At 70.1% G+C, this 24,805-nt stretch carries 22 protein-coding genes and 1 tRNA gene; 11 read left to right on the top strand and 12 right to left on the bottom strand.

What is annotated here, in order from left to right; translation table 11 throughout:
• Window positions 1-161: 161 nt before the first annotated feature.
• Complete coding sequence (lpxC, locus tag QM699_RS15035) at window positions 162-1,079, bottom strand: UDP-3-O-acyl-N-acetylglucosamine deacetylase (protein WP_415011887.1); 918 nt, start codon at window positions 1,077-1,079, stop codon at window positions 162-164.
• Window positions 1,080-1,270: 191 nt separating this feature from the next.
• Here lpxC and QM699_RS15040 point away from each other — a divergent pair, with 191 nt between their 5' ends.
• Together QM699_RS15040 and gyrA are read left to right on the top strand one after the other, a co-directional pair.
• Window positions 1,271-2,962 carry a mechanosensitive ion channel family protein gene (locus tag QM699_RS15040; protein WP_415011888.1) on the top strand — a complete coding sequence of 564 codons (1,692 nt, stop codon included), beginning with the start codon at window positions 1,271-1,273 and terminating at the stop codon, window positions 2,960-2,962.
• A gap of 86 nt (window positions 2,963-3,048) precedes the next feature.
• Entirely contained in the window at window positions 3,049-5,772 is a 2,724-nt protein-coding gene (gene gyrA / locus QM699_RS15045) for a DNA gyrase subunit A (protein ID WP_415011889.1), read from the top strand.
• Between the two features lie 8 nt (window positions 5,773-5,780).
• Here gyrA and pip read toward each other — a convergent pair whose 3' ends face one another.
• Window positions 5,781-6,776: a prolyl aminopeptidase gene (gene pip / locus QM699_RS15050; RefSeq protein WP_415011890.1), complete on the bottom strand. Its 996-nt coding sequence runs from the start codon at window positions 6,774-6,776 to the stop codon at window positions 5,781-5,783.
• A gap of 48 nt (window positions 6,777-6,824) precedes the next feature.
• Between pip and ubiG the strand changes: the two genes are divergently transcribed.
• Window positions 6,825-7,574 carry a bifunctional 2-polyprenyl-6-hydroxyphenol methylase/3-demethylubiquinol 3-O-methyltransferase UbiG gene (gene ubiG / locus QM699_RS15055; RefSeq protein WP_415011891.1) on the top strand — a complete coding sequence of 250 codons (750 nt, stop codon included), beginning with the start codon at window positions 6,825-6,827 and terminating at the stop codon, window positions 7,572-7,574.
• Window positions 7,575-7,586: 12 nt separating this feature from the next.
• Here the strand turns inward: ubiG and QM699_RS15060 are convergent.
• The 4 genes from QM699_RS15060 to QM699_RS15075 form a co-directional block, all read right to left on the bottom strand.
• Window positions 7,587-7,663: transfer RNA gene (locus tag QM699_RS15060), tRNA-Pro, on the bottom strand.
• A gap of 46 nt (window positions 7,664-7,709) precedes the next feature.
• Window positions 7,710-8,177, bottom strand: coding sequence for a DUF192 domain-containing protein (locus QM699_RS15065; RefSeq protein ID WP_415011892.1), 468 nt, complete (start codon window positions 8,175-8,177; stop codon window positions 7,710-7,712).
• On the bottom strand, window positions 8,174-8,677 hold the full coding sequence (locus tag QM699_RS15070) for a cold-shock protein (protein WP_415011893.1): 504 nt from the start codon (window positions 8,675-8,677) through the stop codon (window positions 8,174-8,176). The genes QM699_RS15065 and QM699_RS15070 overlap by 4 nt, the downstream gene beginning before the upstream one ends.
• Window positions 8,678-8,953: 276 nt before the next feature.
• Window positions 8,954-9,904, bottom strand: coding sequence for a YihY/virulence factor BrkB family protein (locus QM699_RS15075; RefSeq protein ID WP_415011894.1), 951 nt, complete (start codon window positions 9,902-9,904; stop codon window positions 8,954-8,956).
• Window positions 9,905-9,999: 95 nt separating this feature from the next.
• On the opposite strand from QM699_RS15075, the gene QM699_RS15080 reads away from it, so the two are divergent.
• Window positions 10,000-10,377 (top strand): type II toxin-antitoxin system VapC family toxin, encoded by a 378-nt coding sequence (locus QM699_RS15080; protein ID WP_415012768.1) that lies wholly within the window; start codon window positions 10,000-10,002, stop codon window positions 10,375-10,377.
• A gap of 165 nt (window positions 10,378-10,542) precedes the next feature.
• Here the strand turns inward: QM699_RS15080 and rpoD are convergent, their stop codons facing one another.
• From rpoD to QM699_RS15100, 4 genes are all read right to left on the bottom strand, one after another.
• Window positions 10,543-12,651, bottom strand: a complete 2,109-nt coding sequence (gene rpoD, locus QM699_RS15085; RefSeq protein ID WP_415011895.1) for an RNA polymerase sigma factor RpoD — start codon at window positions 12,649-12,651, stop codon at window positions 10,543-10,545.
• A gap of 86 nt (window positions 12,652-12,737) precedes the next feature.
• Window positions 12,738-14,750 carry a DNA primase gene (gene dnaG, locus QM699_RS15090; RefSeq protein ID WP_415011896.1) on the bottom strand — a complete coding sequence of 671 codons (2,013 nt, stop codon included), beginning with the start codon at window positions 14,748-14,750 and terminating at the stop codon, window positions 12,738-12,740.
• A gap of 120 nt (window positions 14,751-14,870) precedes the next feature.
• Window positions 14,871-15,833: a calcium-binding protein gene (locus QM699_RS15095; RefSeq protein WP_415011897.1), complete on the bottom strand. Its 963-nt coding sequence runs from the start codon at window positions 15,831-15,833 to the stop codon at window positions 14,871-14,873.
• Between the two features lie 141 nt (window positions 15,834-15,974).
• Window positions 15,975-16,304 (bottom strand): DUF6476 family protein, encoded by a 330-nt coding sequence (locus QM699_RS15100; protein ID WP_415011898.1) that lies wholly within the window; start codon window positions 16,302-16,304, stop codon window positions 15,975-15,977.
• On the opposite strand from QM699_RS15100, the gene QM699_RS15105 reads away from it, so the two are divergent.
• The 5 genes from QM699_RS15105 (at window position 16,303) to QM699_RS15125 (ending at window position 21,437) form a co-directional block, all read left to right on the top strand.
• On the top strand, window positions 16,303-17,319 hold the full coding sequence (locus QM699_RS15105) for an RluA family pseudouridine synthase (RefSeq protein ID WP_415011899.1): 1,017 nt from the start codon (window positions 16,303-16,305) through the stop codon (window positions 17,317-17,319). The two genes, QM699_RS15100 and QM699_RS15105, sit on opposite strands and share 2 nt — an antisense overlap.
• Before the next feature lie 59 nt (window positions 17,320-17,378).
• Entirely contained in the window at window positions 17,379-18,275 is an 897-nt protein-coding gene (rpoH, locus tag QM699_RS15110; RefSeq protein ID WP_415011900.1) for an RNA polymerase sigma factor RpoH, read from the top strand.
• 108 nt (window positions 18,276-18,383) lie between these two features.
• Window positions 18,384-19,655, top strand: coding sequence for a DUF763 domain-containing protein (locus QM699_RS15115; RefSeq protein ID WP_415011901.1), 1,272 nt, complete (start codon window positions 18,384-18,386; stop codon window positions 19,653-19,655).
• Window positions 19,652-20,392, top strand: coding sequence for an ABC transporter permease (locus QM699_RS15120; protein ID WP_415011902.1), 741 nt, complete (start codon window positions 19,652-19,654; stop codon window positions 20,390-20,392). The genes QM699_RS15115 and QM699_RS15120 overlap by 4 nt, the downstream gene beginning before the upstream one ends.
• Before the next feature lie 64 nt (window positions 20,393-20,456).
• Window positions 20,457-21,437 carry an Hsp33 family molecular chaperone HslO gene (locus QM699_RS15125; protein WP_415011903.1) on the top strand — a complete coding sequence of 327 codons (981 nt, stop codon included), beginning with the start codon at window positions 20,457-20,459 and terminating at the stop codon, window positions 21,435-21,437.
• A 199-nt stretch (window positions 21,438-21,636) separates the two neighbouring features.
• On the opposite strand, the gene nth is transcribed toward QM699_RS15125, so the two are convergent.
• Complete coding sequence (nth, locus tag QM699_RS15130) at window positions 21,637-22,281, bottom strand: endonuclease III (protein WP_415011904.1); 645 nt, start codon at window positions 22,279-22,281, stop codon at window positions 21,637-21,639.
• Window positions 22,282-22,432: 151 nt separating this feature from the next.
• Between nth and QM699_RS15135 the strand changes: the two genes are divergently transcribed.
• Window positions 22,433-23,293 (top strand): methylated-DNA--[protein]-cysteine S-methyltransferase, encoded by an 861-nt coding sequence (locus tag QM699_RS15135; RefSeq protein ID WP_415011905.1) that lies wholly within the window; start codon window positions 22,433-22,435, stop codon window positions 23,291-23,293.
• 77 nt (window positions 23,294-23,370) lie between these two features.
• Window positions 23,371-24,006, top strand: coding sequence for an OmpA family protein (locus tag QM699_RS15140; RefSeq protein WP_415011906.1), 636 nt, complete (start codon window positions 23,371-23,373; stop codon window positions 24,004-24,006).
• Between the two features lie 438 nt (window positions 24,007-24,444).
• Here QM699_RS15140 and QM699_RS15145 read toward each other — a convergent pair whose 3' ends face one another.
• Window positions 24,445-24,765 carry a TraR/DksA family transcriptional regulator gene (locus QM699_RS15145; RefSeq protein WP_415011907.1) on the bottom strand — a complete coding sequence of 107 codons (321 nt, stop codon included), beginning with the start codon at window positions 24,763-24,765 and terminating at the stop codon, window positions 24,445-24,447.
• Between the last annotated feature and the right edge of the window lie 40 nt (window positions 24,766-24,805).

Genomic DNA, 24,805 nt, shown 5'->3' on the forward strand with positions numbered 1-24,805 from the left:
CTGCCGCCTCTGGACTTTCCGGCCCTGTCCCGGACCCGCCGGCTGTGCCGGTCGCCTGCAGTTAGCACAGGATAAGGGGGGGTTGAAACGAAAAGCGCAGCCCGGGTCCGGACTGCGCTTCCCCCGCTCGTGTCATTGCCTCAACCGACTCGTCACAAACTTCACCCGACGCGGCGAAGGTCCGCCGCATCAACGCCCGCACCCGGGAGCAGACTCGCCGCCTCGGCGTCGAGAACGACCTCTTCCCAGGCACCCGGCGTGGCAAACAGCCGCCGGAGCAGTCGATTTGTCGCCCCGTGGCCCGCCCGCTCGCCGCGGTAGGCCCCGAGGATCGGCGCGCCGGCCAGAGCCAGATCGCCGAGCGCGTCGAGCATCTTGTGCCGCACGCATTCGTCCGTCCGGCGGAAGCCGCCGGGGTTCAGCACCTTGTCGCCCTCGACCACCACCGCGTTGTCGAGCGAGCCGCCGAGCGCGAGGCCGTGGGACTGCATCGCCTCGACATCGGCGCGCCGGCAGAACGTGCGGCAGTCGGCCAGCTCGTGCACGAAGGCGCCGTTCACCATCGACATCGACTTGACCTGACGGCCGATCGCCGCATCGGGAAAGTCGATCGCGAAGTCGATCGTCAGCATCTCCGCCGGCGACAGCTCGGCGATCACGCCGCCCTGCTCGTCGCGCACGGTCTTCAGCACCCGGATCGCCTTGCGCGGGCCGGCCACCGGCGCGAGCCCGGCGCGCAGGATCGCCTGAACGAAGCGCCAGGCGCTGCCGTCCATGATCGGCACCTCGGGCCCGTCGATGTCGATCATCGCATGGGTGACGCCCGTCCCGGCCAGCGCCGCCATGACGTGCTCGATCGTGCCGACCGAGGCGCCCGCGTCGTTCGAGATGAGCGTGCAGAGCTGCGTGTCCGTCACCCGGTCATAGAGCGCGGGGATCACGTTGTCGCGGTCGGTGATGTCCACGCGGCGAAACCGGATGCCGCCCGTTTCGGCCGGATGGATCACCAGACGCGCCGGCCGACCGGAGTGCAGGCCGGTCCCGATCAGAGTCACCGCAGTCTTCACGGTCGTCTGCATTGCCCGCCTCCCACCATCCGGCGCACAGGTCGCGCCCATTCATTCACGACCGGAGATGTAGGGATTTGACAGTTTTCGGACAAATCAAGGTTTGTGACCGTTTGCAACATTGCCTTGCCGCACGCTCTCGGCAGCGTTGCGCACATGGGCTATGCCGGGCCAACGTCTCGTTTCCGCTGGATTGCCATCTCATGCGCTCGCTGCTCTGCCTTCTCTTCCTGCTCCTCGGCCTCGGGACCGCGGTTGCGGACACCCCCGGCTTCGTCTCGCCGCTCCAGCCGCTCGACACGTCGAGCCCGAGGGCGACGCTGCTCTCCCTCCGCGAGCTCGGGGACCAGCTCGACACCGCCTATGCCGCCTATCTCGAGCATCCGAGCCTGCGCCTGCAGCGCCAGGTCAACGATGTCCTCGGCCGCATCGACCGGCTGTTCGACCTGTCCGAGACCGCGCCGGTGGCCCGGCAGGAGATCGGCGTTGCCAGCTTCGGGATGCTGAAGGACATCCTGATGCGCCTGCCGGAGATCGACCCGACGCTGCTGCCGGACGATCCCAACGTGACCAGCGCCCGCCTGCCGGGGACCGAGATCGAGATCGTCCGCATGGAGAGCGGGCCGGATCGCGGCAAGTTCCTGTTCTCCGCGGAAACCGTCGAGCGCCTGCCGGAGTTCAGCGCCCGGGTCATGGACCTGCCGGTCCTGCATCCCGCCCCCTACGACAGCTGGCGTGCCGAGCAGGTGCGCTTCACCGGCCCGCTCGTCCCGCGGCAGCTGCACGATCTCCCCGAGCCGTTCCAGACGCTGGTCTTCGGCACGCCGGCCTGGAAGGTGGCGGCCACCCTCGTGCTGTTCGTGGCCGCACTGGCGCTCGCCACCCTCTGGGCCACCGCGTGCCTGCGCGCGGCCGAGCGGCTCGCGCCGACGAGTGCCCATGCCCTGCGCCTGTCCATTCCGATCGTGCTCGCGGCCCTGATCCTCGGCGCCCGCAGCTATGCACTCGGTCAGCTCAATCTCAGCGGCCGGTTCCACGAGATCACCAACGCGATGTCGATCGCCGTGGCCGTGATCGCCGCCGCGTGGCTGGCGCGCTCGCTCCTCACACTGCTGGCCGAGCTGGTGGTCATGACTCCGGCCTTCGCCGAGGACAGGCTCGACTCGCACCTGGCGCGCCTGGTCGGCCGGGTGCTCGGGCTGCTCTCGGCCGCAGCGATCCTCGTCTATGGCGCCAACGCGCTCGGCGTGCCGGTCCTCGGGCTGGTGGCGGGCGTCGGCGTCAGCGGCCTGGCGCTGGCACTGGCGGCGCAATCGACCATCGAAAACCTGTTCGGCGGCGTGTCGATCTTCGCCGACCGGCCGTTCCGCGTCGGCGATTTCATCATCTACGACGGCGGCGAGGGCCATGTGGAGTCGATCGGCCCGCGCTCCACGCGGATCCGGGCCGCCGACGGCATGCAGATCACCGTGCCGAACGCCGAGCTCGCCAAGATGCAGGTGACGAACAAGACCTGCCGCGACGCAACCCTGTTCCGGCACGTGATCTCGCTCGACTATGGCGCGACCGAGGCGCAGATCGCGGCATTCGCCGCGCGGATGCTGGCGGAAATCGCGCGCTATCCGCTCGACGTCGACCCGGAGGTGCCGCCACGGGTGCGGGTGGTGGCGCTGCGCTCGTACGCGATCGACGTCGAGATCCAGGCGGATCTGCTTGCCCGCAGCGAAGACGATTTCTACCGGATGCAGGAAGAGCTTCTGCTCGCCGCCATGGCGCTGGTCAACAGCAGCGGCCTTGCCTTCGCGCATCCGGTGCAGACAATCCTGACGGATGCTCCGGCCGCGATCCGGGAGGCCGGCATCTCAGTCGGAAACCCTGAAATAACAAAGGGATGATCTCTGTTTCGCGCCTGAAACCGGGTTGCACACCGCCCCCTCGCGTCCTATAGAGGACGCGACAACCTTCCCGTCAGGATCCGACCTTGACCGACACGCCCGACGAGGACGACCTCCCCGAGACCCCGAAGGTGCCGCACGACGGCCCGAACGTGGCGATCGAGGCGGAAATGCGGGCCTCCTACCTCGACTACGCGATGAGCGTGATCGTGGCGCGCGCGATCCCCGACCTGCGCGACGGGCTGAAGCCGGTCCACCGCCGCATCCTCTACGCCATGCACGAGGTCGGCAACACCTTCGACAAGCCCTATCGGAAGTCGTCGCGCCCGGTGGCGGACACCATGGGCAAGTACCATCCGCACGGCGACGCGGCGATCTACGACGCCCTCGTGCGCATGGCCCAGGACTTCTCGATGTCGCTGCCGCTGCTCGACGGGCAGGGCAACTTCGGCTCGATGGACGGCGACAAGGCGGCGGCCTTCCGCTACACCGAGGTCCGCATGGCGAAGGTCGCGGGGTATCTCCTCGCCGACATCGACAAGGACACCGTCGACTTCCAGCCGAACTACGACGGCAAGGACATGGAGCCGACCGTCCTGCCGGCTCGGTTCCCGAACATGCTGGTCAACGGCGCGGGCGGCATCGCGGTCGGCATGGCGACCAACATCCCGCCGCACAATCTCGGCGAGGTCATCGACGCGACACTGGCGCTGATCGAGAACCCGGACCTGACGGTCGCCGAGCTGATGGAATACGTCCCCGCCCCCGACTTCCCGACGGGCGGCATCATCCTCGGCCGCTCCGGTGCGCGAAAGGCGTATCACGAGGGCCGCGGCTCGGTGATCCTGCGCGCCAAGACCCGCTTCGAGGAGGTGAAGGGCAACCGGATGGCGATCGTCGTCTCCGAGATCCCGTATCAGGTCAACAAGGCGGTGATGATCGAGCGCATCGCCGAGCTGGCCCGCGAGAAGAAGATCGAGGGCATCGCCCACGTCCAGGACGAGAGCGACCGCTTCGGCGTCCGCGTGGTGATCGAGCTGCGCCGCGACGCCACGCCGGACGTGGTGCTGAACCAGCTGTTCCGCTTCACGCCGCTGCAGACCACCTTCGGCTGCAACATGCTGGCGCTGCACGGCGGCCGGCCGGAGCAGCTGACCCTGCGCGACTTCCTCGTCCACTTCATCGCCTTCCGCGAGGAGGTGGTCGCCCGGCGCACCGCCTTCGAGCTGCGCAAGGCGCGCGAGCGGGCGCACATCCTCTGCGGCCTCGCGGTCGCGGTCTCGAACGTCGACGAGGTGGTCGCGACGATCCGCGCCTCCGCCGACCCGGCCGAGGCGCGCGAGCGGCTGATGACCCGGCGCTGGCCGGCGTCCGACATCGCCCCCTACATCCGCCTGATCGACGACCCGACGCACACGATCAACGATGATGGCACCTACAATCTCTCCGAGATCCAGGCGCGCGCCATCCTCGACCTGCGGCTGCAGCGCCTGACCGCGCTCGGCGTGCGCGAGGTGACGGACGAACTGCAGGAGCTGGCGGGCAAGATCACCGACTATCTCGACATCCTGCGCTCGCGCGACCGGATCATGGCGATCATCTCCGGCGAGCTTGCAGAGGTGCGGCAGCTCTTCGCCGTGCCGCGCCGCACCGACGTGATGGAGTGGGAGTCCGACCTCGACGATGAAGACCTCATCGAGCGCGAGGACATGGTCGTCACCGTCACCCAGGGCGGCTACATCAAGCGCACCCCTCTGACCGAGTACCGATCGCAGCGGCGCGGCGGCAAGGGCACGCAGGGCATGGCGACCAAGGACGAGGACTTCGTCACCCGGCTCTTCGTCGCCAACACCCACACCGCGCTCCTGGTGTTCTCCACCGACGGCATGGTCTACATGCTGAAGACCTGGCGCCTGCCGCTCGGCAACCGCAATGCGCGCGGCAAGGCCATCGTCAACATCCTGCCGATCCCGCAGGGCGCCTCGGTGGCGGCAATCCTGCCGGTCGACGTGCCGGAAGCGGAATGGGCGAGCCTGCAGATCATGTTCGCCACATCCGACGGCGACGTGCGCCGGAATGCGCTCGACGACTTCACCAACGTCAAGGCGAACGGCAAGATCGCCATGAAGCTGCCCGAGGGAACGCGCCTCATCGCCGCCGGCATCTGCTCCGAGGGCGACGACGTGATGCTGACGACCAAGGGCGGCCGGGCGATCCGCTTCGCCGTGCCGGATGTGCGGGTGTTCAAGGGCCGCGACTCGACCGGCGTGCGCGGCATCCGCCTCGGGACCGGCGACGAGGTGGTGTCGATGGCGATCATCCGGCACTTCGAGGCCAGCCCGGAGGAGCGCGAGGCGTATCTCAAGATGCGCCGCGCGGTGGCCGGCGCCACGGAGGACGAGGTCGAGCCGGCGGACGACGAAGACGAAATCGTCGCGACCGGCGGCTTCGAGCTGGGCCAGCCGCGCTACGTCGAGATGTCCGAGGCCGAAGACCTGCTTCTCACCGTCACCGAGAAGGGCGCGGGCAAGCTGTCGTCGAGCCACGACTATCCGCTGCGCGGCCGTGGCGGCCAGGGCGTGGCGGCGATGGACCGGGCGATGCGGGGCGGCCCGCTCGTCGCGCTGTTCTCGGTCGAGATCGACGCGCAGGTGATGCTCGCCACCGACGCCGGCCAGTCGATCCGCGTGCCGGTCTCGGAAATCTCGTTCCGCTCGCGCGGGGCGGGCGGCGTCCGGGTGTTCAACACCGCCGTTGATGAAAAGGTGGTGTCCGTGGCGCTGATCGCGGAGAACGGCGAGGAGGGCTGAGGCCCGGCCTACTCCGCGGCGCGGCGCGACGGCTGCCGGAGCCGGTCCATCTCGGCGACCAGCTCGGCGCTGATGCCGGGCTCGGAAAGCGCGTGGCCCGCGGTCGGTATCATGGCGAGGGTGGACGCGGGCCACGCCCGGTGCAGGGCATGGGCGGTGTGCGGCGGGCAGATCATGTCATAGCGCCCCTGGACGATATGCCCGGGGATATGCGCGATCCGGTCCATGTGCCGCAGGATGTGCCCGTCGCCGTCGAGCCATCCGCCATGGGTGAAATAGTGGTTCTCGAGCCGCGCGAACGCCAGCGAGTAGGACGACGACGGATAGCCCCGCGCCTCGCCCGGGTCGAGCACGGCGAGCGCGCTTTCCCAGCCGGCCCAGGCGCGGGCAAACCGGCTCTGCTCCACCGCATCCGTGCCGAACAGACGCCGGTGATAGGCGGCGATCAGGTCATGCCGCTCGTCCGCCGGCACCATCCCGGCAAAGGCCGCCCATTGCTCGGGCCAGAACCCGCCCGCGCCGCCGGCATAGAACCAGTCGAGTTCCGCCCGGGTCATGGTGAAGACCCCGCGCAGGATCAGCGCCTCGACCCGCTCCGGATGGGTCTGGGCGTAGAGCAGCGCGAGGCAGGCGCCCCATGACCCGCCGAACACCATCCAGCGGTCGATGCGCAACTCGGTGCGGATCCGCTCGATGTCGGCCACGAGATCCCACGTGGTGTTCGCCTCGACCGAGGCGTTCGGCGTCGAGCGGCCACAGCCGCGCTGGTCGAACAGCACGATGCGATAGTGCTTCGGGTCGAAGAACCGGCGCATTCCCGGCGAGCATCCCCCGCCCGGACCGCCGTGCAGCACGACGACCGGCACGCCGTCGGGGCGGCCGCACTGCTCGACATACACCCGATGCCCGCCGGGCATCTCCATCACCTGCTGGCGGAACGGCTCGATCGGCGGATAAAGTCCGCTCCGGGACGAGGGTCCGGCCTGGGTGAGGTTTTCCTTCATGCCGCCACTATGTATCCCGGGCATGATCAGGACAAGCAGGTTCCCGCAATGAGTGACTGGACGGACACGGTCGATACTGCCGAGGTTGCCAAGTTCGAGGCGATGGCGGCGGAGTGGTGGGACCCCAGCGGCAAGTTCAAGCCGCTGCACATGCTGAACCCCTGCCGGCTCGAGTACGTGGCGGGCCAGATCGCCGCGGAATTCGGCCGGGATCGCCGCGCCGCCCGGCCGTTCGAGGGCCTGCGGGTGCTCGACATCGGCTGCGGTGGCGGCCTGCTGTCCGAGCCGATGGCCCGCCTCGGGGCCGAGGTGGTGGGCGTCGATGCCGCCGCGCGCAACATCCCGGTGGCGCGGCTGCATGCGGAGCAGTCCGGGCTGGCGATCGACTATCGCCACGGCACCGCCGAGGCGCTGGCCGCGGCCGGCGAGGCGTTCGACGTGGTGCTGAACATGGAGGTGGTCGAGCACGTCGCGGATCCGCAGGGCTACCTGCGCGCCTGCCACGACCTGCTGCGGCCTGGCGGGCTGATGATCTGCTCGACGATCAACCGCAACCCGAAGAGCTGGCTGATGGCGATCGTCGGCGCCGAGCGGGTCATGCGCTGGCTGCCGGTGGGGACGCACGACTGGCGCAAGTTCATCACCCCGGACGAGCTGGAAGCGCTGCTGCGGGGGGCGGGGCTCGCGCCGGTCGACGCGAAGGGGTTCGTCTTCGATCCGCTGGGCTGGAGCTGGTCGGTGTCGGACCGCGACCTGTCGGTCAACTATGTCACCGCGAGCCTGCGGCCCGAGGCCTGAGCGGCGGTCGGCTGGTCGGGGCGACTGGATTCGAACCAGCGACCTGCGGTACCCAAAACCGCCGCGCTACCAGGCTGCGCCACGCCCCGATCTCCGCGCCATGTAGCCCGGCGAGGGCCCCCGGGGAAAGCGGAATCAGCCGTCGCAGCTCCAGGCGGCACCGTGGAGCGCCGGATTGCGGATCTCGGCGCCCGGCTCGACGCCAAGCTCGGCCGCGAGGCCGCCGTTGATCTCGAGCACGTACTGGATGTCGTTGCCGCCGAAGATCGGCGTCTCGTCGTGCGGCCGGGCGTTGGCGGCGATCCGCTCCAGCCGGCCCGCGGCATCGAAGAACAGCATGTCGAGCGGGATCAGCGTGTTCTTCATCCAGAACGCCACCGGCTGCGGCGTCTCGTAGACGAACAGCATGCCCGAGAACTTCGGCAGGCTCTCGCGGAACATCAGGCCCTTTTCGCGGGCATCCTCGGTCGCCATGACCTCGACATGAAAGCGCAGGGCGGCATCGGCATCGCGGAGGTCGAGCTGGTCGGCGGCACAGTCCGCCGCGCGTACCGGCCCCGCGGCAAGGATCGCCGCGACCAGCAGTCCGGCGAGACGGCTCATTCCTGCATCCGCAGCCGCGTCACGTAGTCCCAGCTGCGCACCTCGTAGACCATCGGGCCGCGCGGCCCCGCGGTGACGCGCACCGCCAGCACGTCGCCGGCCACGACCTCGCCATAGCCGTACTGCCGCAAGGTCTCCATGTGCAGGAACACATCCTCGGGCCGGCCATAGACGTTGACGAAGCCAAAGCCCTTGACCCGGTCGAACCACTTCACCCGCGCCGGCTCCAGCGGGCCGGCCGCGTCGCCGTCGGGCATCGGGATCTGGACCTGCGCGGCGACGGGGGCGGTGGGGACGATATCGAGCACTTCGATGGCCTGCCGGCCGCGGTCGGTCGTCTGCACACGAAGGGAAATTTCGGCGCCCTCGGCGACCGACGTGAAGCCGAAGACCCTCAGCACATTGCTGTGCAGGAGGATATCACCCTCCCCATCATCGCCCACGACGAAGCCGTAGCCTTTGGTCGTATCGAACCACTTAACATGACCACGCACAACCATGCGGAGGATTTCCGAGCTCACAGGCGCTCAGAGCGCCCAGTTACATTCAACGCAGTAGGGAACATTGTGGCACAGGATCGGTTGCACCCTCGGCACCGTAACGGTTTGGAGTATCAACGCAACCCGAAATTGGCGATTCTGCGCGAGGGACAGATGCTTTCAACCCTGGATTGCCACTTGCTCGTCAATCGTTTGTCCTGATCGGTCATCTCTCTGTCAGATGCCTGCCCGTTTCCCGCACGCGCCACGACCGGCACTTGCGCCGGGCGGTCGCGCTCAGGCGACGTGGTCGGCCACATACGCCCCGCGGTCGCCCATCGGACGCGGCCGCCCGGTGGTGGTGTCCATCTCGGTCTGCAGCTCCAGCTGGGCGTTCAGCTCGGCACCGAGCAGCACGACGAACGTGCTGGCGTAGAGCCAGAACAGCAGGCCGACGATCGCCCCGAGCGAGCCGTACGTCCGGTTGAAGTCGGGAAACCGCGCGAAGTACGCGGAGAGCGCGACCGAGACGGCGAGCCAGCCGACAGCAGCCATCACCGCGCCCACGGTGATCCACCGCTTCCGCGCCGGTGCCCGCCGCGGGGCGTAGCGATAGAGCGCGCCGATGATGAAGACGATTGCCGCCCCGAGGATCGCCAGCGGCGCCACCCGCGCCAGCGTCTGACCGACCACGCCGATGCTCGTGAAGTTCAGCACGGTAGGCACCGCCACGACGGCGAACAACGCCACGATCTCCACCGCGATGAACGCCAGGGTGAGCGCGAGCGATATCAGGTACTGCACGACGATGCTGCGGGTATCGACCTCGCGATAGACGACGTTCATTCCCTCCATCAGCGCGCTCACCCCCGCCCGGGCGCTCCACAGCACCAGGGCGAACGAGACGAGCGAGGCCACGCCGAGCTTTGCCTGCGGCGCGGCGAGCAGCGCGTCGACCTGCCCCTCGATGGCGGCGAACACCTCGGCAGGCAGCAGCGGCCGCGCCGCCTCCAGCGTCTCGGCCACGTGATGCGGATCGGCGACGAAGCCGTAGGCGGCGATCAGCGCGGCGATCGCGGGAAAGATCGCGAGGATGCCGAAGAACGCCACGCCCGCCGCGATGATCGACAGGTGGTCCGTGGCGATGCCCTGCCAGACGCGGACCAGCACCATCTTCCAGGCCGCCCGTCCCATCTCCGTCGGACGACGCGCCTTCCGGCCCGGAGCCTCGGCTGCACTGTCCTCCATCGACCCCTCCCTCGCGCTTCTCCCCGGGTCAATCGCACCGGCGACGAAGCGTTCCCGACCGGGTTGCACGGCGGCAGGACAGTTCTATAGTGGCAATGCCATGCCCTCGTGGCCCTGCTCCTTGCGGAGCCGGGGCAGATACCCTTGCCTTGGCGCTCGGCCGCGCAGCGGACGCGGCCGTGCCGGCCCCGTGCTATCTCGAGACGTGTATGCTGCTGACCGGCCGTGGTGGCGTGGACGGCCGTCCGGTCGTCGACGACCTTCTTGAAACGTTTGGTGTGCGGATTCTGCCCCTGACAGATACCCACGCCCGCCTCGCAGTCGACGCCTTCCTGCGCTACGGCAAGGGTCGCCATCCGGCCGCGCTGAATTTCGGCGACTGCATATCCTACGCAGTCGCACGGGCGGAGACACGGCCGCTGCTGTTCGCGGGGACAGATTTCTGCCAGACTGATGTGGCTCAGGCCATTTGAACGCAGAGCTTCCCGACGTCCTTCTCATTCAACGATGAGGCAGACAATCGGCTCGTTCCTTGCCGCCGCTCGCACTTGAGAGGCCATCAAGGAACTGACGGACCAGTGAGAAGCTGAGCACTTGAGGGTGAAGCCGGAGTTCCCCGCCCTCACCCTTCGCCTACCCTACTGATCCAGGAAGCTGCGCAGCTTCCGGCTCCGGCTCGGGTGCTTCAGCTTCCGGAGCGCCTTGGCCTCGATCTGGCGGATGCGCTCGCGGGTGACGCTGAACTGCTGGCCGACCTCCTCGAGCGTGTGGTCGGTGTTCATGCCGATGCCGAAGCGCATACGCAGAACCCGCTCCTCGCGCGGGGTGAGCGACGCCAGCACCCGGGTCGTCGTCTCCTTGAGGTTCAGCTGGATGGCCGAGTCCAGCGGCAGGATCGCGTTCTTGTCCTCGATGAAGTCGCCGAGCTGGCTGTCCTCCTCGTCGCCGATCGGCGTTTCGAGGCTGATCGGCTCCTTGGCGATCTTCATCACCTTGCGAACCTTCTCGAGCGGCATCTGGAGCTTCTCGGCCAGCTCTTCCGGCGTCGGCTCGCGGCCGATCTCGTGGAGCATCTGGCGGCTGGTGCGCACCAGCTTGTTGATCGTCTCGATCATGTGGACCGGGATGCGGATGGTCCGGGCCTGATCGGCGATCGAGCGGGTGATCGCCTGACGGATCCACCACGTCGCATAGGTCGAGAACTTGTAGCCGCGGCGATACTCGAACTTGTCGACCGCCTTCATCAGGCCGATGTTGCCTTCCTGGATCAGGTCGAGGAACTGCAAGCCGCGATTGGTGTACTTCTTGGCGATGGAAATCACGAGCCGGAGGTTCGCCTCCACCATCTCCTTCTTCGCCTGTCGGGCTTCCTTCTCGCCCTTCTGCACCTGGTTCACGATGCGACGGAATTCGGAGATGTCGACGCCGACGTACTGGCCGACCTCGGCCATCTCGTGGCGGATCTCGTCGGCCTTGTCGCGGAAGCGGCTGGTCAGCATGTCCCAGCCGCGCGAGCGCAGGGTGCCGACGCGATCGAGCCAGCCGGGCTCCAGCTCGGACCCGCGGTACTCGTCGATGAATTCCTGCCGGTTGATGCGCGCCTGGTCGGCGAGCTTCACCATGCCGCTGTCGAGCGCCATGATCTTGCGGTTGATGCCGTAGAGCTGGTCGACCAGCTGCTCGATGCGGTTGTTGTGCAGACGCAGCGAGTTCACCAGCTCGACGATCTCCGAGCGCAGGCGCTGATACTCGCGCTCCTGCTGCGAGGTGAAGCTCTCGTTGCGGTTCAGCGTCGCCGAGATCCGGTCGTCCTGCATCTCGGCAAGGCGGCTGTAGTCGGTGGCGATGCGCTCCAGCGTTTCGAGCACCTGCGGCTTCAGCGCCGCCTCCATCGCGGCGAGCGACAGGTTGCCCTGGTCCTCGTCCTCCTCCTCGTCCGGCTCGGGCTGCGGCTGCGGCGCCTCCTCCTCCTCGTCGGACAGGACGACATCCTCTTCCTCGTCCTCGTCACCGGCGCTTGCCGCGGCGGCGGGCCTTGGCGCCGGCTTCTGCGCGGCGGGGCGGGGCGGGGGCGCGGGCGCGGGCTCGGGCCGCACCTCCGGCGCGTCGGGCACGGCTGGCCCGACGATGTCGGTCAGCACGCTCTCGACGTCATCGGACTCCATCTGGCCCGAGAACGTCGTCTCGAGGTCGATGACGTCGCGCAGCATGATCGCCTCGTCCAGCAGCTCGTCGCGCCAGATGGTGATCGCCTGGAAGGTCAGCGGGCTTTCGCAGAGGCCCGCGATCATCGTGTTGCGCCCGGCCTCGATGCGCTTGGCAATGGCGATCTCGCCCTCGCGCGAGAGCAATTCGACCGAGCCCATCTCGCGCAGGTACATCCGCACCGGATCGTCGGTGCGGTCGAGCGCCTCGCCGCCGGCGCTGGTCACGGTGATCTCGCGCGAGCCCGAGGTCTCGTCGGCCGAGGGCGGCGCGTCGTCGCGGCTGCCCTCCTCGTCCTCGCCCTCCTCGTTCTCGACGACGTTGATGCCCATCTCGGACAGCATCGCCATGACGTCCTCGATCTGCTCGGACGTCACCTGATCCGGCGGCAGGACCTCGTTCAGTTCGTCATAGGTGATGTATCCGCGCGCCTTGGCGGTCGCGATCATCTTCTTGACCGCGGCCTGGCTCATGTCGAGCATCGGCCCCGACCCGTCGGTGGCGTCTTCCGGCTTCTTCTGCTCGTCGTCCTTGGCGGCCATCGACCAGCTCCATGTCACTGCGGGCGGGGGGCGCCCGGTCGGTTGCGGCTTCTTGCCTGCGAATCGGCGATTCGCAAGCCGGGGGTTCATCTTCGGCGCGGCTTGCGCGCCAGCAGGGCCTCGGAGGCCCGGATCACGCTCAGGAACTCAGGGCCCTCGAGCCCGGTGTCGGTCCCGTCGTCGGCGAACGGGCGGGTATAGGTCGCATGCTCGGCCTCGGCGGCGGCGCGCACCCGGAGGGTCAGGCCGTCGTCCGCGTCGGCCTCGACGTCGGCGGTCGCCTCGCGGACCTCGGCGGCGCGCCCCGACAGCGCGGCATGGCGATCGAGCTCTTCCTCGATCGCGCGCGCCACCAGCTCCGCCTCGGCGGTCGGCCGCAGGTGGGCGGCGGCGCCGAGCCGGCCGTTCAGCGCGAGCTCCGCGGTCGGATCCCTGCCGAGGCGCGCGCGAACCATGTCGGCGACCCGTGCGAGGTCGCCCGTATCTGGCGCGTCGGCGAGCGCAGACAAGAGGGCACGCCGAACCTCTTCGAGATCCGGGCACCGAAACGCCAGCCGCTCCAGCCGCGCCTCGAAGCGCAGCGCCACGTCGGGATGGTGGAGGCAGCCGGCGAGGATGACGCTCTCCCGCACCCGCTCCTCCGCCAGCCCGTCGGCGCCCTTGGCGAGCAGCGAGTTGCGCGTCGCGGGCACCGCGGGCGCGAACGAATACTGCGGCACGGCCTGATCGCCCCGGCCCCGCCCGCGCTTGCCGGCGCCGGCGCGAAGGCCGGGCTGGAACGGGCGGCCGGGCCGCACCTCGGCAGCCGGGCGCCCGGCGGGTGCGAAGAGGGCGGCGCGGCGCGCGCGGATCTCCGCCTCCCAGTGCGCCTTCAGCGTCGGGTCGGCGATCCGGCCGACATGCCCGCGCAGCCGCGCGTCGAGCGCCGCGCGCCGCTCCGGGCTGTCGAGCACCTGTCCCTCGGTCTCGCGGGTCCAGAGCAGGTCGACGACCGGCTTCGAGTCGGCCAGCACCGCCTCGATCGCCGCCTTGCCACCGGCCTTCACCACGTCATCGGGATCCTGCCCCGGCGGCAGGATGGCGAAGCGCAGGCTGCGCCCGGCGCCGAGATGCGGCAGCGCGAGGTCGATCAGCCGGTGCGCCGCATTCAGCCCCGCGGTGTCGCCGTCGAGCGCCACAACCGGCTCGGGCGCGAGCTTCCACAGCATCTCGAGCTGGCGCTCGGTGATCGCCGTGCCGAGCGGCGCGACCGCATGGGCGATCCCGGCGCGGGCCAGCGCGATCACGTCCATGTAACCTTCGGTCACGACCACCGTGCCCGCCTTGCGCGCAGCCGCCCCGGCCGGCCCGGCGTTGTAGAGCGTGCGGCTCTTGTCGAAGAGCGGGGTCTCGGGCGAATTGAGGTACTTCGGCTCCTGCCCCGGCGCGATGGCGCGCGCGCCAAAGGCGATCGCCCGCCCCCGTGCGTCGCGGATCGGGAACATGATGCGGTTGCGGAATCGGTCGTAAGCGCTGCCCTGGTCGGGCTTGCCCGCGAGGCCCGCCTCGACCAGCTTCCCGAGGTCAAACCCCTTGGCCTTGAGGTGCTCGATCAGCACGGTGCGCCCGTCCGGGGCATAGCCGATCTCGAAGCCCTCGATCGTCGCGGCGGCCAGCCCGCGCCGCTCCAGATAGGCCCGCGCCTCGCCGGCCCGCGCCCCGGTCAGCTGCGCGCGATAGAAGCGCACCGCCGCCTCCATCGCCTCAACCAGCCCGGTGTTGGCCGCCGCCCGCGCCGCCGCCACCGGATCGGCGGCCGGCATCTGCATCCCGGCATCGGCCGCGAGGCGCTCGACCGCCTCCATGAACCCGACGTTCTCGGTTTCCCGGACGAAATCGAGAACATCGCCCTTGGCATGACAGCCGAAGCAGTAGTAGAACCCTTTGGCGTCATCCACATGGAACGACGCCGTCTTTTCCTGATGGAACGGACAGGGGGCCCACCAGTCGCCGCGCGCGGCATTGCTCTTCCGCGGATCCCAGCTGACCCGCCGACCCGCTATCTGCGCCAGCGATACGCGGCCGCGAAGTTCGTCGACAAAACCCGGTGGGAGCTGCATCGGCGGAATATCCGCCTGCCCCCAGCGATTCGCAAGACTGATTCGCAAGTGATTCGGTTGATTCGACTTTTCTGGCCGAGCGACCTGCAAGAGCCGCCCGATCAGAGGGTTAACACCCGCTTAAGCGAGCAGGCTGTCCTGCGCGAAATGGATGTCCGCCGGCAAGATATCGGCGACCTGCGTGTCTTCCACGAAGATCGCGCCGCTGCCGTAGCCGATGCGCACGTCGTCGCCCGCCTGCGAGATGTGAAGGTCCGAAACGGAGTCGACGCCCGCGACACGCATCAGCAGGCTGTCCGTGCCGGACTGGAAGTCCGCCACCGTGTCGCGCCCGTCCCCACCGCCGAACTGGAAGACATCGGCGCCCGCGCCGCCGAGCAGCCGGTCCGATCCGGCCCCGCCGAGCAGCGTATCGTCGCCCAGCCCGCCGCGCAGCGCGTCGCTGCCGCCCTGTCCGGCCAGCCGGTCGTCGCCGGCACCACCGAACAGCCGGTCGTCCCCGCTCGCGCCGAACAGCCGATCCGCCCCGGTCAGCCCGGTCAGGACGTCGGCGATCTGGATCCCCGCCAGCACGTCCGCCTTCGCGGTCCCGACGATCGTCCCGTCGGCGGGCGGCGCCACGTCGCCGACGATCTCCTTCCAGTAGCCATAGCCGACCGCCTCGCTGCGGTCGATCCCGTCGGGCAGCGACAGCGCCGGAAAGCCGCCGGCGGCCTTCACCATCGCCCCGGCAAAGGCGTTGGAATTGGTCTGGAACAGCCGGTACGGATAGTCGTCGTCCGACAGCGCCTGCGCGTACTTGACGATGATCCCCCACGCCTCGTCCGCGGTGTGGCCGGGAAACCGCAGCAGCGTCGCATGCCGGTCCGCCGGGCTCTCGCCGTCGCGGGAGTCGGCGGACTCGTCGATCGGCACGTTGACCTCGATCTCCATCGGCCCGCCGTAGGGCAGCAGGTCGGTGGGGCCGGAGCGCACCACGTACTCCGCGCCGTTGTCGCCGCGGTAGACCAGATAGAGATGCAGCGTGTCGGTGACATCCCCGACCACGCGGAGCGGGTGTTCCTCGATATAGATCCGGGCCATGTCGTCCTCTCCTGCGCCGCTCTCGGCCAGCGCCGCGAGGGGAAACGCGGCGCGGACCGATCGGTTGCCCTGACGGCCGCCGGGGCAGACGCGGACGGACGCCCCGCACCGCGACCCGACGGCCGGCGTTCTTCCCCGGCGTCACTTCCCCGCCCTGATCTCCACCGCCGCCCGCTCCGCCCCGCTCGTGCGGTCCAGCACGCGGATCCGCTCCTGTCCCGCCCCGTCCACCGTCACCACCGCCACCCAGTCGGACCCGAGCGTCACCGCCCGCGCGCTCTCGCCCGCGGGCAGCCGCACCTCCGCCGGCAGGGCCACCGGCGCCGGCGCAGCCTGAAGCCGGATGACAAGCAGCAGGACGATTGCTATCACCCCCGCGATCAGCGTCGCGGTCAGCGCGAGCACCATCCGCCGGAGCAGGCGCAGGCGCGGCGGCTCCGGGCTTTCCTCAAGAGCAGCATCGCCCCGCATGTCCGACCCTCTCCAACAGATCCGCGTCACGCTGGAACGGGACGAGCGGCTTGACAAGGCGCTCGCCGCCGCCGCGCCCGAGCTGTCGCGCTCCCGCATCCAGACCCTCATCGCCGACGGCGCGGTCAGCCGCGACGGCGAGACCCTCGACGACCCGCGCGTCCGCCTCGCCCCCGGCACCGAAATCACCGTCACGCTGCCCGAGCCCGAGCCGATCTCGGCCGCACCCGAGGCCATTCCCCTTGAAATCGTCTACGAGGACGCCCACCTCATCGTCGTCGACAAGCCCGTCGGGCTCGTGGTGCATCCCGCACCCGGCGCGCCGTCGGGCACGCTCGTCAACGCGCTGCTCCACCATTGCGGCGGCACGCTCTCCGGCATCGGCGGACGCCTCCGCCCCGGGATCGTCCACCGCATCGACAAGGATACCTCGGGCCTTCTCGTCGTCGCCAAATCCGACGCCGCCCACCGCGGCCTCGCCGACCAGTTCCTCGACCATTCGATCGAGCGCCGCTATCTCGCGGTGGTCCACGGCCATCCCGATCCCGCCGAACCGCGGCTGCGCAGCCTCGCCGGCATCTCGTGGGAACCGGGCGGCGTGCTGCGGATCCAGGGCAACATCGGCCGCCACCCGGGGGACCGCAAGCGCATGACCGTGCTCACGAACGACGGCAAGCCGGCCGTCACCCGCGCCCGCCTGCTCGAGCGGTTCGACCGGGCGGCGCTGGTCGAATGCCGGCTGGAAACCGGGCGCACCCACCAGATCCGCGTGCACATGGCCTTTGCCGGCCACCCGCTCGCGGGCGATACCGTCTACGGCCGGCGGCGCGCCGACGGCGCCCTCGGCGCCTTCCCGCGCCAGGCGCTCCACGCCGAGACGCTCGGCTTCGTCCATCCGGTGACGGGCGAGCCGCTGCGCTTCACCTCGCCGCTGCCCGCAGACATGGAGCGGCTGCTCGACGACCTCCGTCACGAAAGCGACGGAGTAACGCAACCGGGACGTACATCGACCTGACTTCCGCCCTATACTGGGCCAAGCTCGCGGGGTTTCGGACAGTCCCCGCCAGGAGGACCATGGCTTACGACAAGCTTCCCGCGCCGTCCCCGGAACAGGGGCTTTCGCGGTACATGCAGGAGATCCGCCGGTTTCCGATGCTGGAGCCGGAAGAGGAATACATGCTGGCCAAGGCGTGGGTCGACCACGGCGACAGCGAGGCGGCGCACAAGCTCGTCACGAGTCACCTGCGCCTCGCCGCCAAGATCGCCATGGGCTACCGCGGCTACGGCCTGCCGACGGCCGAGGTGATCTCCGAGGCGAACGTCGGCCTGATGCAGGCGGTCAAGCGCTTCGACCCGGAGCGCGGCTTCCGCCTCGCCACCTATGCGATGTGGTGGATCCGCGCCTCGATCCAGGAGTACATCCTGCGCTCGTGGAGCCTGGTGAAGATGGGCACCACCGCCGCGCAGAAGAAGCTGTTCTTCAACCTCAGGAAGGCCAAGAACAAGATCGGCGCCATCGAGGAGGGCGAGCTGCGCCCCGAGAACGTGGCGAAGATCGCCCACGACCTCAACGTGCCCGAGGAGGACGTGATCTCGATGAACCGCCGGATGTCCGGCGGCGACGCGAGCCTGAATGCGCAGGTGCGCGGCGACGGCGACGGCACCGCCGAGTGGCAGGACTGGCTCGAGGACGAGGACGCAGACCAGGCGACCGCCCTTGCGGAGAAGGACGAGCTCGAGACCCGGCAGGGCCTGCTCCTCGAGGCGATGTCCGGCCTGAACGAGCGCGAGCGCCACATCCTGACCGAGCGCCGCCTGAAGGACGAGCCTGTGACGCTGGAAGAACTCAGCCAGGAATACGGCGTCAGTCGCGAGCGCATCCGGCAGATCGAGGTCCGCGCCTTCGAGAAGCTGCAGAAGAAGATGCGCGGCCTCGCCGCCGAGCGCGGCATGGTTCCGGCGGTCAACTGATCCCGGTCCGGACAGCCGACCGCGCGGCGGGGGCGGGCGCTCGGCCCCCCTCGACGCCGCGGCCGGGCGGGCCTAGCCTCCCGCAACCCAACCCCGGAGGCCCCCGCCATGCCGCGCCGCGCCGGCAGCGCCGATCTCCCGCTCCACGCTGGCCGGGTTCCGGCGTGGCTCGGCCAGCGGATGACCCGCCTCGGCGTGGTCATCACCGAAGCGATCCTGCTCGAATATGGCCGCGACGAGTTCCTGGCCCGCCTCGCGCATCCGTTCTGGTTCCAGTCGTTCGGCGCCGTCATGGGCATGGACTGGCACTCCTCCGGCATCACGACGAGCGTGCTCGCAGCCCTGAAGCGCGGCCTCGCGGCACGGCCCGACCTCGGCCTCACCGTCACCGGCGGCCGCGGCGCCGCCTCGCGCCGCACCCCGGACGAGCTTGTCGCCGTGGCCGAGCGCACCGGCCTCGACGGCGCGGCCCTGGCCCGCGCCAGCCGCCTCGTCGCCAAGGTCGACAGCGCCGCGATCCACGACGGCTTCGAGCTCTACCTCCACGGCTTCGTCCTCGCCGACACCGGCGACTGGGTCGTCGTCCAGCAGGGCATGAACGACGCGACCCGCACCGCGCGCCGCTACCACTGGCGCTCCACCGGCCTCGCGAGCTTCGTCGACGCTCCCCATGCCGCGATCGACGGGCCCAACGCCGGCAGGATCGTCAACCTCACCGACACCCGCGCGGCCGGCTCCCGCACCGCGCAGCTTGACCTCCTCGCCGACCTCGGACCCGATCGCCTGGCCCGCGAGGCGATCAAGCTCGACGCCGCCGGGCTCGCCGGAGCGGCCACGACGGCCCCCGCCCCGCCGCCCGGCGCGCCGTTCCTCCCCCACCTCGTGATGCCCGCCCACCACGACGTCCGCGACGGCGACGTCCTGCTCCGCCGCCTGCACGGCACGCTGGCTGCCGCCGCCGACCGTGGCCCGCAGGACTTCGCCGACCTCCTGCTCGTGCCAGGCGTCGGGCGGCGTACCGTCGAGGCGCTCGCCACCGTCGCCGAGGTGATCCACGGCGCCCCCTGCCGCTTCGCCGACCCGGCCCGCCACTCGCTCGCCCACGGCGGCAAGGACCGCCACCCATACCCGGTGCCGACCCGCGTCCTCGACCGCACCATCACCGTCCTGAAGCACGCCGTCGCCCGCGCCCGCCTCGGCGACGACGACCGCCTCGCCGCCATCCGCCGCCTTGACGCCCAGGCCCGCGCGCTGGAGGCGACGGCGACCGGCCCGAGCCTTGCCGCCCACATCGCCCGCGAGCGCGCCGCCTCGCCCGATCTCGGGGGCCGCAGCGTCTTCGGCTGGGAGCCCGCCGACGCCGGGCGGCACCGCCGATGATCGCCCTCCTCCGCCTCGCCACCCTCGGCCTGCTCATCGGCCTCTGGTGGCTCGCCGCCCACGCCGGCAGCGCGCTGATCCCGACGCCGCTCGCCACCGCCCGCGCCGCCGTCACCATGGCGCACGACGGCCGGCTCTGGACCGCGACGCTGCAGAGCCTTGCCGTCTATGCCGCCGGCCTCGGCCTCGCCGTCGTCGCCGGCATCGCCGCCGGGCTGCTGATGGGCGGCTTTCGCCTGCTCGGCAACACCCTCGAACTCTACGTCATGGCGCTCGCCGCCACCCCGCGGGTCGCCTTCATCCCGCTCATCATCGTGCTGCTCGGCCTCGGCTTCGAGGCCAAGGTCGCGATCATCTTCCTCGGCGCGGTGATGCCGATCGTGCTCAACACCTACGCCGGCGTGCTGAATGCCGACGGCGAACTGGTCGAGATGGCCCGCTCCGCCGGCGCCTCGCGCGCGCAGATCTTCCGCCGCATCCTGCTGCCCGGCGCGCTGCCGTTCATCGTCGTCGGCCTGCGCCTCGGCGCCACCATCGGCCTCATCAACACCGTGGTCGCCGAACTCTACACCGCCGTCCGCGGCCTCGGCGGCCTGCTCGCGATCTACGGCAACACCTTCCAGATGGCGCCCTACTTCGTCGTCGTGCTGGTGCTCGCCGCGATCGGCACCCTCGTCACCCAGGGCCTGCGCCGCGTCGAGCTGCGCATGGAGCGCTGGCGCTACGACGGGGGCTAGGCGGCGCGCGAGTTTGCACTCCGGCCCGGCAAGGCCTATCTCAGGGGCAACTCGGGAGATTTCCATGACACTCGCCGGACGCATTGCCTGGGACGACACCATCCTGCCCTTCCAGCTCGACCGCGCCGACGTCCGAGGCCGGGTCGCGCGCCTCGACTCCGTGCTCGAGACGATCCTCGGCCAGCACGCCTATCCCCCGGCCATCGCCGCACTCGTCGCCGAGGCGACGCTCATCACCGCGCTGGTCGGCCAGACCATCAAGCTGCGCTGGAAGCTCAGCCTGCAGGTCCGGGGCGACGGGCCGGTGCGGCTGATCGCCACCGACTACTTCGGCCCGACCGAGGAAGGCGCGCCGGCGCGGATGCGCGCCTATGCCGCCTTCGACCCGGACGCGCTGCCCGACAGCGTCGCACGCCCGTTCGACCTGCTCGGCGACGGCGTCTTCGCGATCCTGATCGACCAGGGCGCCGGCAGCGTCCCGTACCAGGGCATGACCCCGATCGCCGGCCAGTCGCTCGCCGACTGCGCCGAGACCTACTTCGCCCAGTCCGAGCAGCTGCCGACCCGCTTCGCTCTGGCCGTCGGCGAGGCGATCGCCCCGGGCGGCACCGCGCAGTGGCGCGGCGGCGGCGTCCTCCTGCAGCACATGCCCAAGGGCGCGCTCGAGGCAAAGCAGGACCCGACCGGGCCCGACGGCCTGCTCGCGGCCGAGGACATGCTCGACGGCAGCGATGCGGAGAACTGGCATCGGGCGGTGATGCTGCTCGAAACCGTCGAGGCGACCGAGCTGGTCGGCCCGCACGTCGGCGCCGAGCAGCTGCTGCTGCGGCTGTTCAGCGAGGAGGAGCCGCGGGTCTACGAGACGCAGGCGGTGCGCTTCGGCTGCACGTGCAGCCCGGAAAAGGTCGTGGCCTCGCTCGCGATCTACCCGGCCGAGGACATCGCCGCGATGACCACAGAGGCCGGCACCGTCACCGCCGACTGCCAGTTCTGCGGCGCCCACTACGAATTCGACCCCTCCGAACTCGGCATCCGCGAGGGGTGAGGGCGCCCGCCCCTTTGGTATTCATATAGGCAGAAACCCTATCGGGCAGTCGCAGGGGCCCCGCCAACAGGCGGGGAGAAAGAAAGACTCGCCGCGCAACGGCGCGGCTCCTGAGGGACGGGCCGCAACGGCGGCCTGTCACGTAGCGCCGGCCGAGCGGGAGCCCCAAGGGCTCCCCGAGGCCGGCGCTCCCCCCGGGTCAAACCGTCTTCTCCTCGAACGGACAGAGGTCGCGGATCAGGCACGCCGGGCACGCCGGCCGCCGCGCCTTGCAGGTGTAGCGCCCATGCAGGATCAGCCAGTGGTGCGCATGCAGCTGATAGTCCGCCGGCACATTGTCCTCGAGTGCCCGCTCCACCGCCACCACGTCCTTGCCGCGCGCGAGCCCCACACGGTTCGACACCCGGAAGATATGCGTGTCGACCGCCATCGCCGGCAGCCGGAACCACGTGTTCAGCACCACGTTCGCCGTCTTCCGCCCCACCCCGGGCAGGCTCGCGAGCGCCGCGCGCGACGACGGCACCTCGCCGCCATAGTCGTCGACGAGAATCTGCGACAGCTTCATCACGTGCCGCGCCTTGGAATTGAACAGGCCGATCGTCTTGATGTGGCCGATCAGCCCCGCCTCGCCGAGCGCCAGCATCTTCTCCGGCGTGTCGGCGACGGCAAACAGGCCCGCCGTCGCCCGGTTCACGCCCTTGTCCGTCGCCTGCGCCGACAGCGCCACCGCGACGAGCAGCGTGAACGCGTTCACATAGTCGAGCTCGCCCACCGGCTCGGGGTCGGCAGCATGGAAGCGGCGGAAGATCTCGCGGATCGTGGCATAGTCGAGCTGGTCCGGCATGACCCCGAGGCTTACGGCCCGCCCCCGCCGCCGTCCAGCGGCATCGCCGGACGGCAGCCCGCCCATGCGACATTGCGCAGCTTCCGGGTGGCGATCCCGCGCCCGTGGCCATACCTTCCACCGCGAAGCCGAGCCTTCCCGGAGCAACCCGATGTCGGATGACCTGTCGCACGCCTATCACTACGGCATCATCGGCCGCGCCATCGAGGCCATCGCCGCCCGCGCCCCCGGGCAGGCGCCGCTGCAGGACGTCGCCGCCAGCGTCGGCCTCAGCCCGGCGCACTTCCAGCGCGTCTTCAGCCAGTGGGTCGGCGTGAGCCCGAAGCGCTACCAGCAATACCTCGCGCTCGATCACGCCCGGCGGCTGCTGGCCGAGCGTCATACCGTGCTCGACGCCGCGCACCTCGCCGGCCTCTCCGGCGCCTCCCGCCTGCACGACCTGTTCCTGCGCTGGGAGGCAATGAGCCCCGGCGAGTACGCCCGCGCCGGCGAGGGCCTCGACATCGCCTTCGGCTGGTTCGCCACGCCCTTCGGCGACGCGCTCGCCATGGGCACCGACCGCGGCCTCTGCGGCCTCGCCTTCGCCGCCGAGACCGGCCGCGACGCCGCGATGGCCGACCTCCGCGGCCGCTGGCCCAGGGCCACCTTCCGCGAGGACCCCGCGGTGCTCGCGGCATGGGTGGAGGCCGCTTTCCGCGGCACCGGCGAGGCGCGGCTGCACCTGATGGGCGCCCCTTTCCAGATCAAGGTGTGGGAGGCGCTGCTACAGGTGCCCTCCGGCCACGTCACCACCTATTCCGACATCGCCACCGCCATCGGCCGGCCCACCGCGATGCGCGCCGTCGGCACCGCGGTGGGCCGCAACCCGGTCAGCTTCCTCATCCCCTGCCACCGCGCGCTCCGCAAGGCCGGCGGCCTCGGCGGCTACCACTGGGGCCTCGGGGTGAAGCGGGCCCTGCTCGCGTGGGAAGCGGCGCGCTACGAGGCGGAGCCGCTGGAGGGCGCGGCGTAAATCCGGGTTCCATCGGACTCTCCCGGCTGCTATCGCCTCCGGCGCCGGTCCTTCGCCGGCGTTTCGGGGACCTTCACATGCGCTTCCGCCTCACCACCCTTGCGCTCCTGACTTCCGCCGCAGCCCTTGCCGCCTGCACCAATCCGGACGGCACCCACAACCACAGGCAGACCGGCAAGGTCATCGGCACGGCGGCCGGCGCCACCATCGGTGCCGCCACGACCACCGGCATCGGCACCGTCGCGGGCGCCACGCTCGGCAACATCGTCGGCTCCGCCGCCGGCGCGCTGCTCGACCGCCAGCAGAAGGAACTGAACGCCGCCCTCGCCGACACCGGCGCGACGGTTGTCAACACCGGCACGACGCTCGTCGTCACGCTGCCCGAATCCGTCACGTTCGACACCGGCAGCTCGCGCCTGCATCAGGACTACGTCGACGAGATCGCCTTCATCGCCCGCAGCCTGCGCGAATATCCGAACTCGATCGTCACCGTCGTCGGCCACACCGACAACGTCGGCTCGACCAAGTACAACCAGGCCCTGAGCGAGCGCCGCGCCGCCGCCGTCGCCGAGGTGCTGACCCAGAACAACGTCCCCGCCACCCGCATCCACGTGGTCGGCATGGGATATCACCAGCCCGTCGCCTCGAACGACACGCCCGGCGGCCGCGCCCAGAACCGCCGCGTCGAGATCATCATCACCCCGACGCAGTAATCGGCGCGCCATGCCTTCCCCCGGCCGCCGCGCTTCAGGCGGTCGGGAACGGCACGTATGGCAGATGCACCGCCTCGGTCTTGTTTCCTTCGGGATCATGCAGGAACGCGGCGTAACAGTCGGCCGTGTAGTCGCGCAAGCCCGGCGCCCCTGCGTCGCTGCCCCCGCGGCCAGCCCGGCCGCGTGAAAGGCATCGACCGCCTCGCGGCTCGGCGCAATGAACGCGACATGCGCGCCGTTGCCGGCCGACGCCTCCCCCTCGGCGGCGCGGGTCGCCCAGAACTCCGGCCATTTCACCCCCCCAGGCACAGCCGAAGTCCTCGCTCATCACGCGCCCGCAGCCGAGCGCGCCAAGCGACGAATCGTAGAATGCGACCGCACGCGCCAGATCGCGCACGCCCACCGAAACGTGATTGGACGTCGGTCTTACCCCCAGTCCTACGCTTCTCTTGCGCAGTCGGCGCAGAGCGGCGCCGCCGGCACGAGGTCGAGCCGCCGCGCCTCGATCTCCTCGCCGCATTTGACGCAGATGCCGTAGCCGCCCTGACGGATCCGGTCGAGCGCGGCCTCGATCATGCGAATTTCCTGAAGGCCCGAGGCGCCGAGATCCTCGAGCACCTCCTCGTCCTCTCGCTCGGTCGCCTGCTCGGAGAAATTCTCGCTCGCCGGCTGCTCCAGCTCGCCCTCGATCCGCGCCAGCCGCCCGTGCAGCTCTGCCAGCCGTGCCTCGAGCGCCACCTTCCTGTCGTCGATCGCCATGATGCCGGTCCTCCCTGTCGCCGATCCTGCGGCAACCTCC

Origin of the sequence: Amaricoccus sp., from assembly GCF_047602525.1 — a bacterium.
GTDB lineage: Bacteria > Pseudomonadota > Alphaproteobacteria > Rhodobacterales > Rhodobacteraceae > Amaricoccus.

What these genes read in the sequence shown, in the direction of transcription:
- lpxC (WP_415011887.1), bottom strand. Translation starts at nt 1,079, where the DNA reads ATGCAGACGACCGTGAAGACTGCGGTGACTCTGATCGGGACCGGCCTG.
- QM699_RS15040 (WP_415011888.1), top strand. Translation starts at nt 1,271, where the DNA reads ATGCGCTCGCTGCTCTGCCTTCTCTTCCTGCTCCTCGGCCTCGGGACC.
- pip (WP_415011890.1), bottom strand. Translation starts at nt 6,776, where the DNA reads ATGAAGGAAAACCTCACCCAGGCCGGACCCTCGTCCCGGAGCGGACTT.
- ubiG (WP_415011891.1), top strand. Translation starts at nt 6,825, where the DNA reads ATGAGTGACTGGACGGACACGGTCGATACTGCCGAGGTTGCCAAGTTC.
- QM699_RS15065 (WP_415011892.1), bottom strand. Translation starts at nt 8,177, where the DNA reads ATGAGCCGTCTCGCCGGACTGCTGGTCGCGGCGATCCTTGCCGCGGGG.
- QM699_RS15070 (WP_415011893.1), bottom strand. Translation starts at nt 8,677, where the DNA reads ATGGTTGTGCGTGGTCATGTTAAGTGGTTCGATACGACCAAAGGCTAC.
- QM699_RS15075 (WP_415011894.1), bottom strand. Translation starts at nt 9,904, where the DNA reads ATGGAGGACAGTGCAGCCGAGGCTCCGGGCCGGAAGGCGCGTCGTCCG.
- QM699_RS15080 (WP_415012768.1), top strand. Translation starts at nt 10,000, where the DNA reads ATGCCATGCCCTCGTGGCCCTGCTCCTTGCGGAGCCGGGGCAGATACC.
- rpoD (WP_415011895.1), bottom strand. Translation starts at nt 12,651, where the DNA reads ATGGCCGCCAAGGACGACGAGCAGAAGAAGCCGGAAGACGCCACCGAC.
- dnaG (WP_415011896.1), bottom strand. Translation starts at nt 14,750, where the DNA reads ATGCAGCTCCCACCGGGTTTTGTCGACGAACTTCGCGGCCGCGTATCG.
- QM699_RS15095 (WP_415011897.1), bottom strand. Translation starts at nt 15,833, where the DNA reads ATGGCCCGGATCTATATCGAGGAACACCCGCTCCGCGTGGTCGGGGAT.
- QM699_RS15105 (WP_415011899.1), top strand. Translation starts at nt 16,303, where the DNA reads ATGTCCGACCCTCTCCAACAGATCCGCGTCACGCTGGAACGGGACGAG.
- QM699_RS15100 (WP_415011898.1), bottom strand. Translation starts at nt 16,304, where the DNA reads ATGCGGGGCGATGCTGCTCTTGAGGAAAGCCCGGAGCCGCCGCGCCTG.
- rpoH (WP_415011900.1), top strand. Translation starts at nt 17,379, where the DNA reads ATGGCTTACGACAAGCTTCCCGCGCCGTCCCCGGAACAGGGGCTTTCG.
- QM699_RS15115 (WP_415011901.1), top strand. Translation starts at nt 18,384, where the DNA reads ATGCCGCGCCGCGCCGGCAGCGCCGATCTCCCGCTCCACGCTGGCCGG.
- QM699_RS15120 (WP_415011902.1), top strand. Translation starts at nt 19,652, where the DNA reads ATGATCGCCCTCCTCCGCCTCGCCACCCTCGGCCTGCTCATCGGCCTC.
- QM699_RS15125 (WP_415011903.1), top strand. Translation starts at nt 20,457, where the DNA reads ATGACACTCGCCGGACGCATTGCCTGGGACGACACCATCCTGCCCTTC.
- nth (WP_415011904.1), bottom strand. Translation starts at nt 22,281, where the DNA reads ATGCCGGACCAGCTCGACTATGCCACGATCCGCGAGATCTTCCGCCGC.
- QM699_RS15135 (WP_415011905.1), top strand. Translation starts at nt 22,433, where the DNA reads ATGTCGGATGACCTGTCGCACGCCTATCACTACGGCATCATCGGCCGC.
- QM699_RS15140 (WP_415011906.1), top strand. Translation starts at nt 23,371, where the DNA reads ATGCGCTTCCGCCTCACCACCCTTGCGCTCCTGACTTCCGCCGCAGCC.
- QM699_RS15145 (WP_415011907.1), bottom strand. Translation starts at nt 24,765, where the DNA reads ATGGCGATCGACGACAGGAAGGTGGCGCTCGAGGCACGGCTGGCAGAG.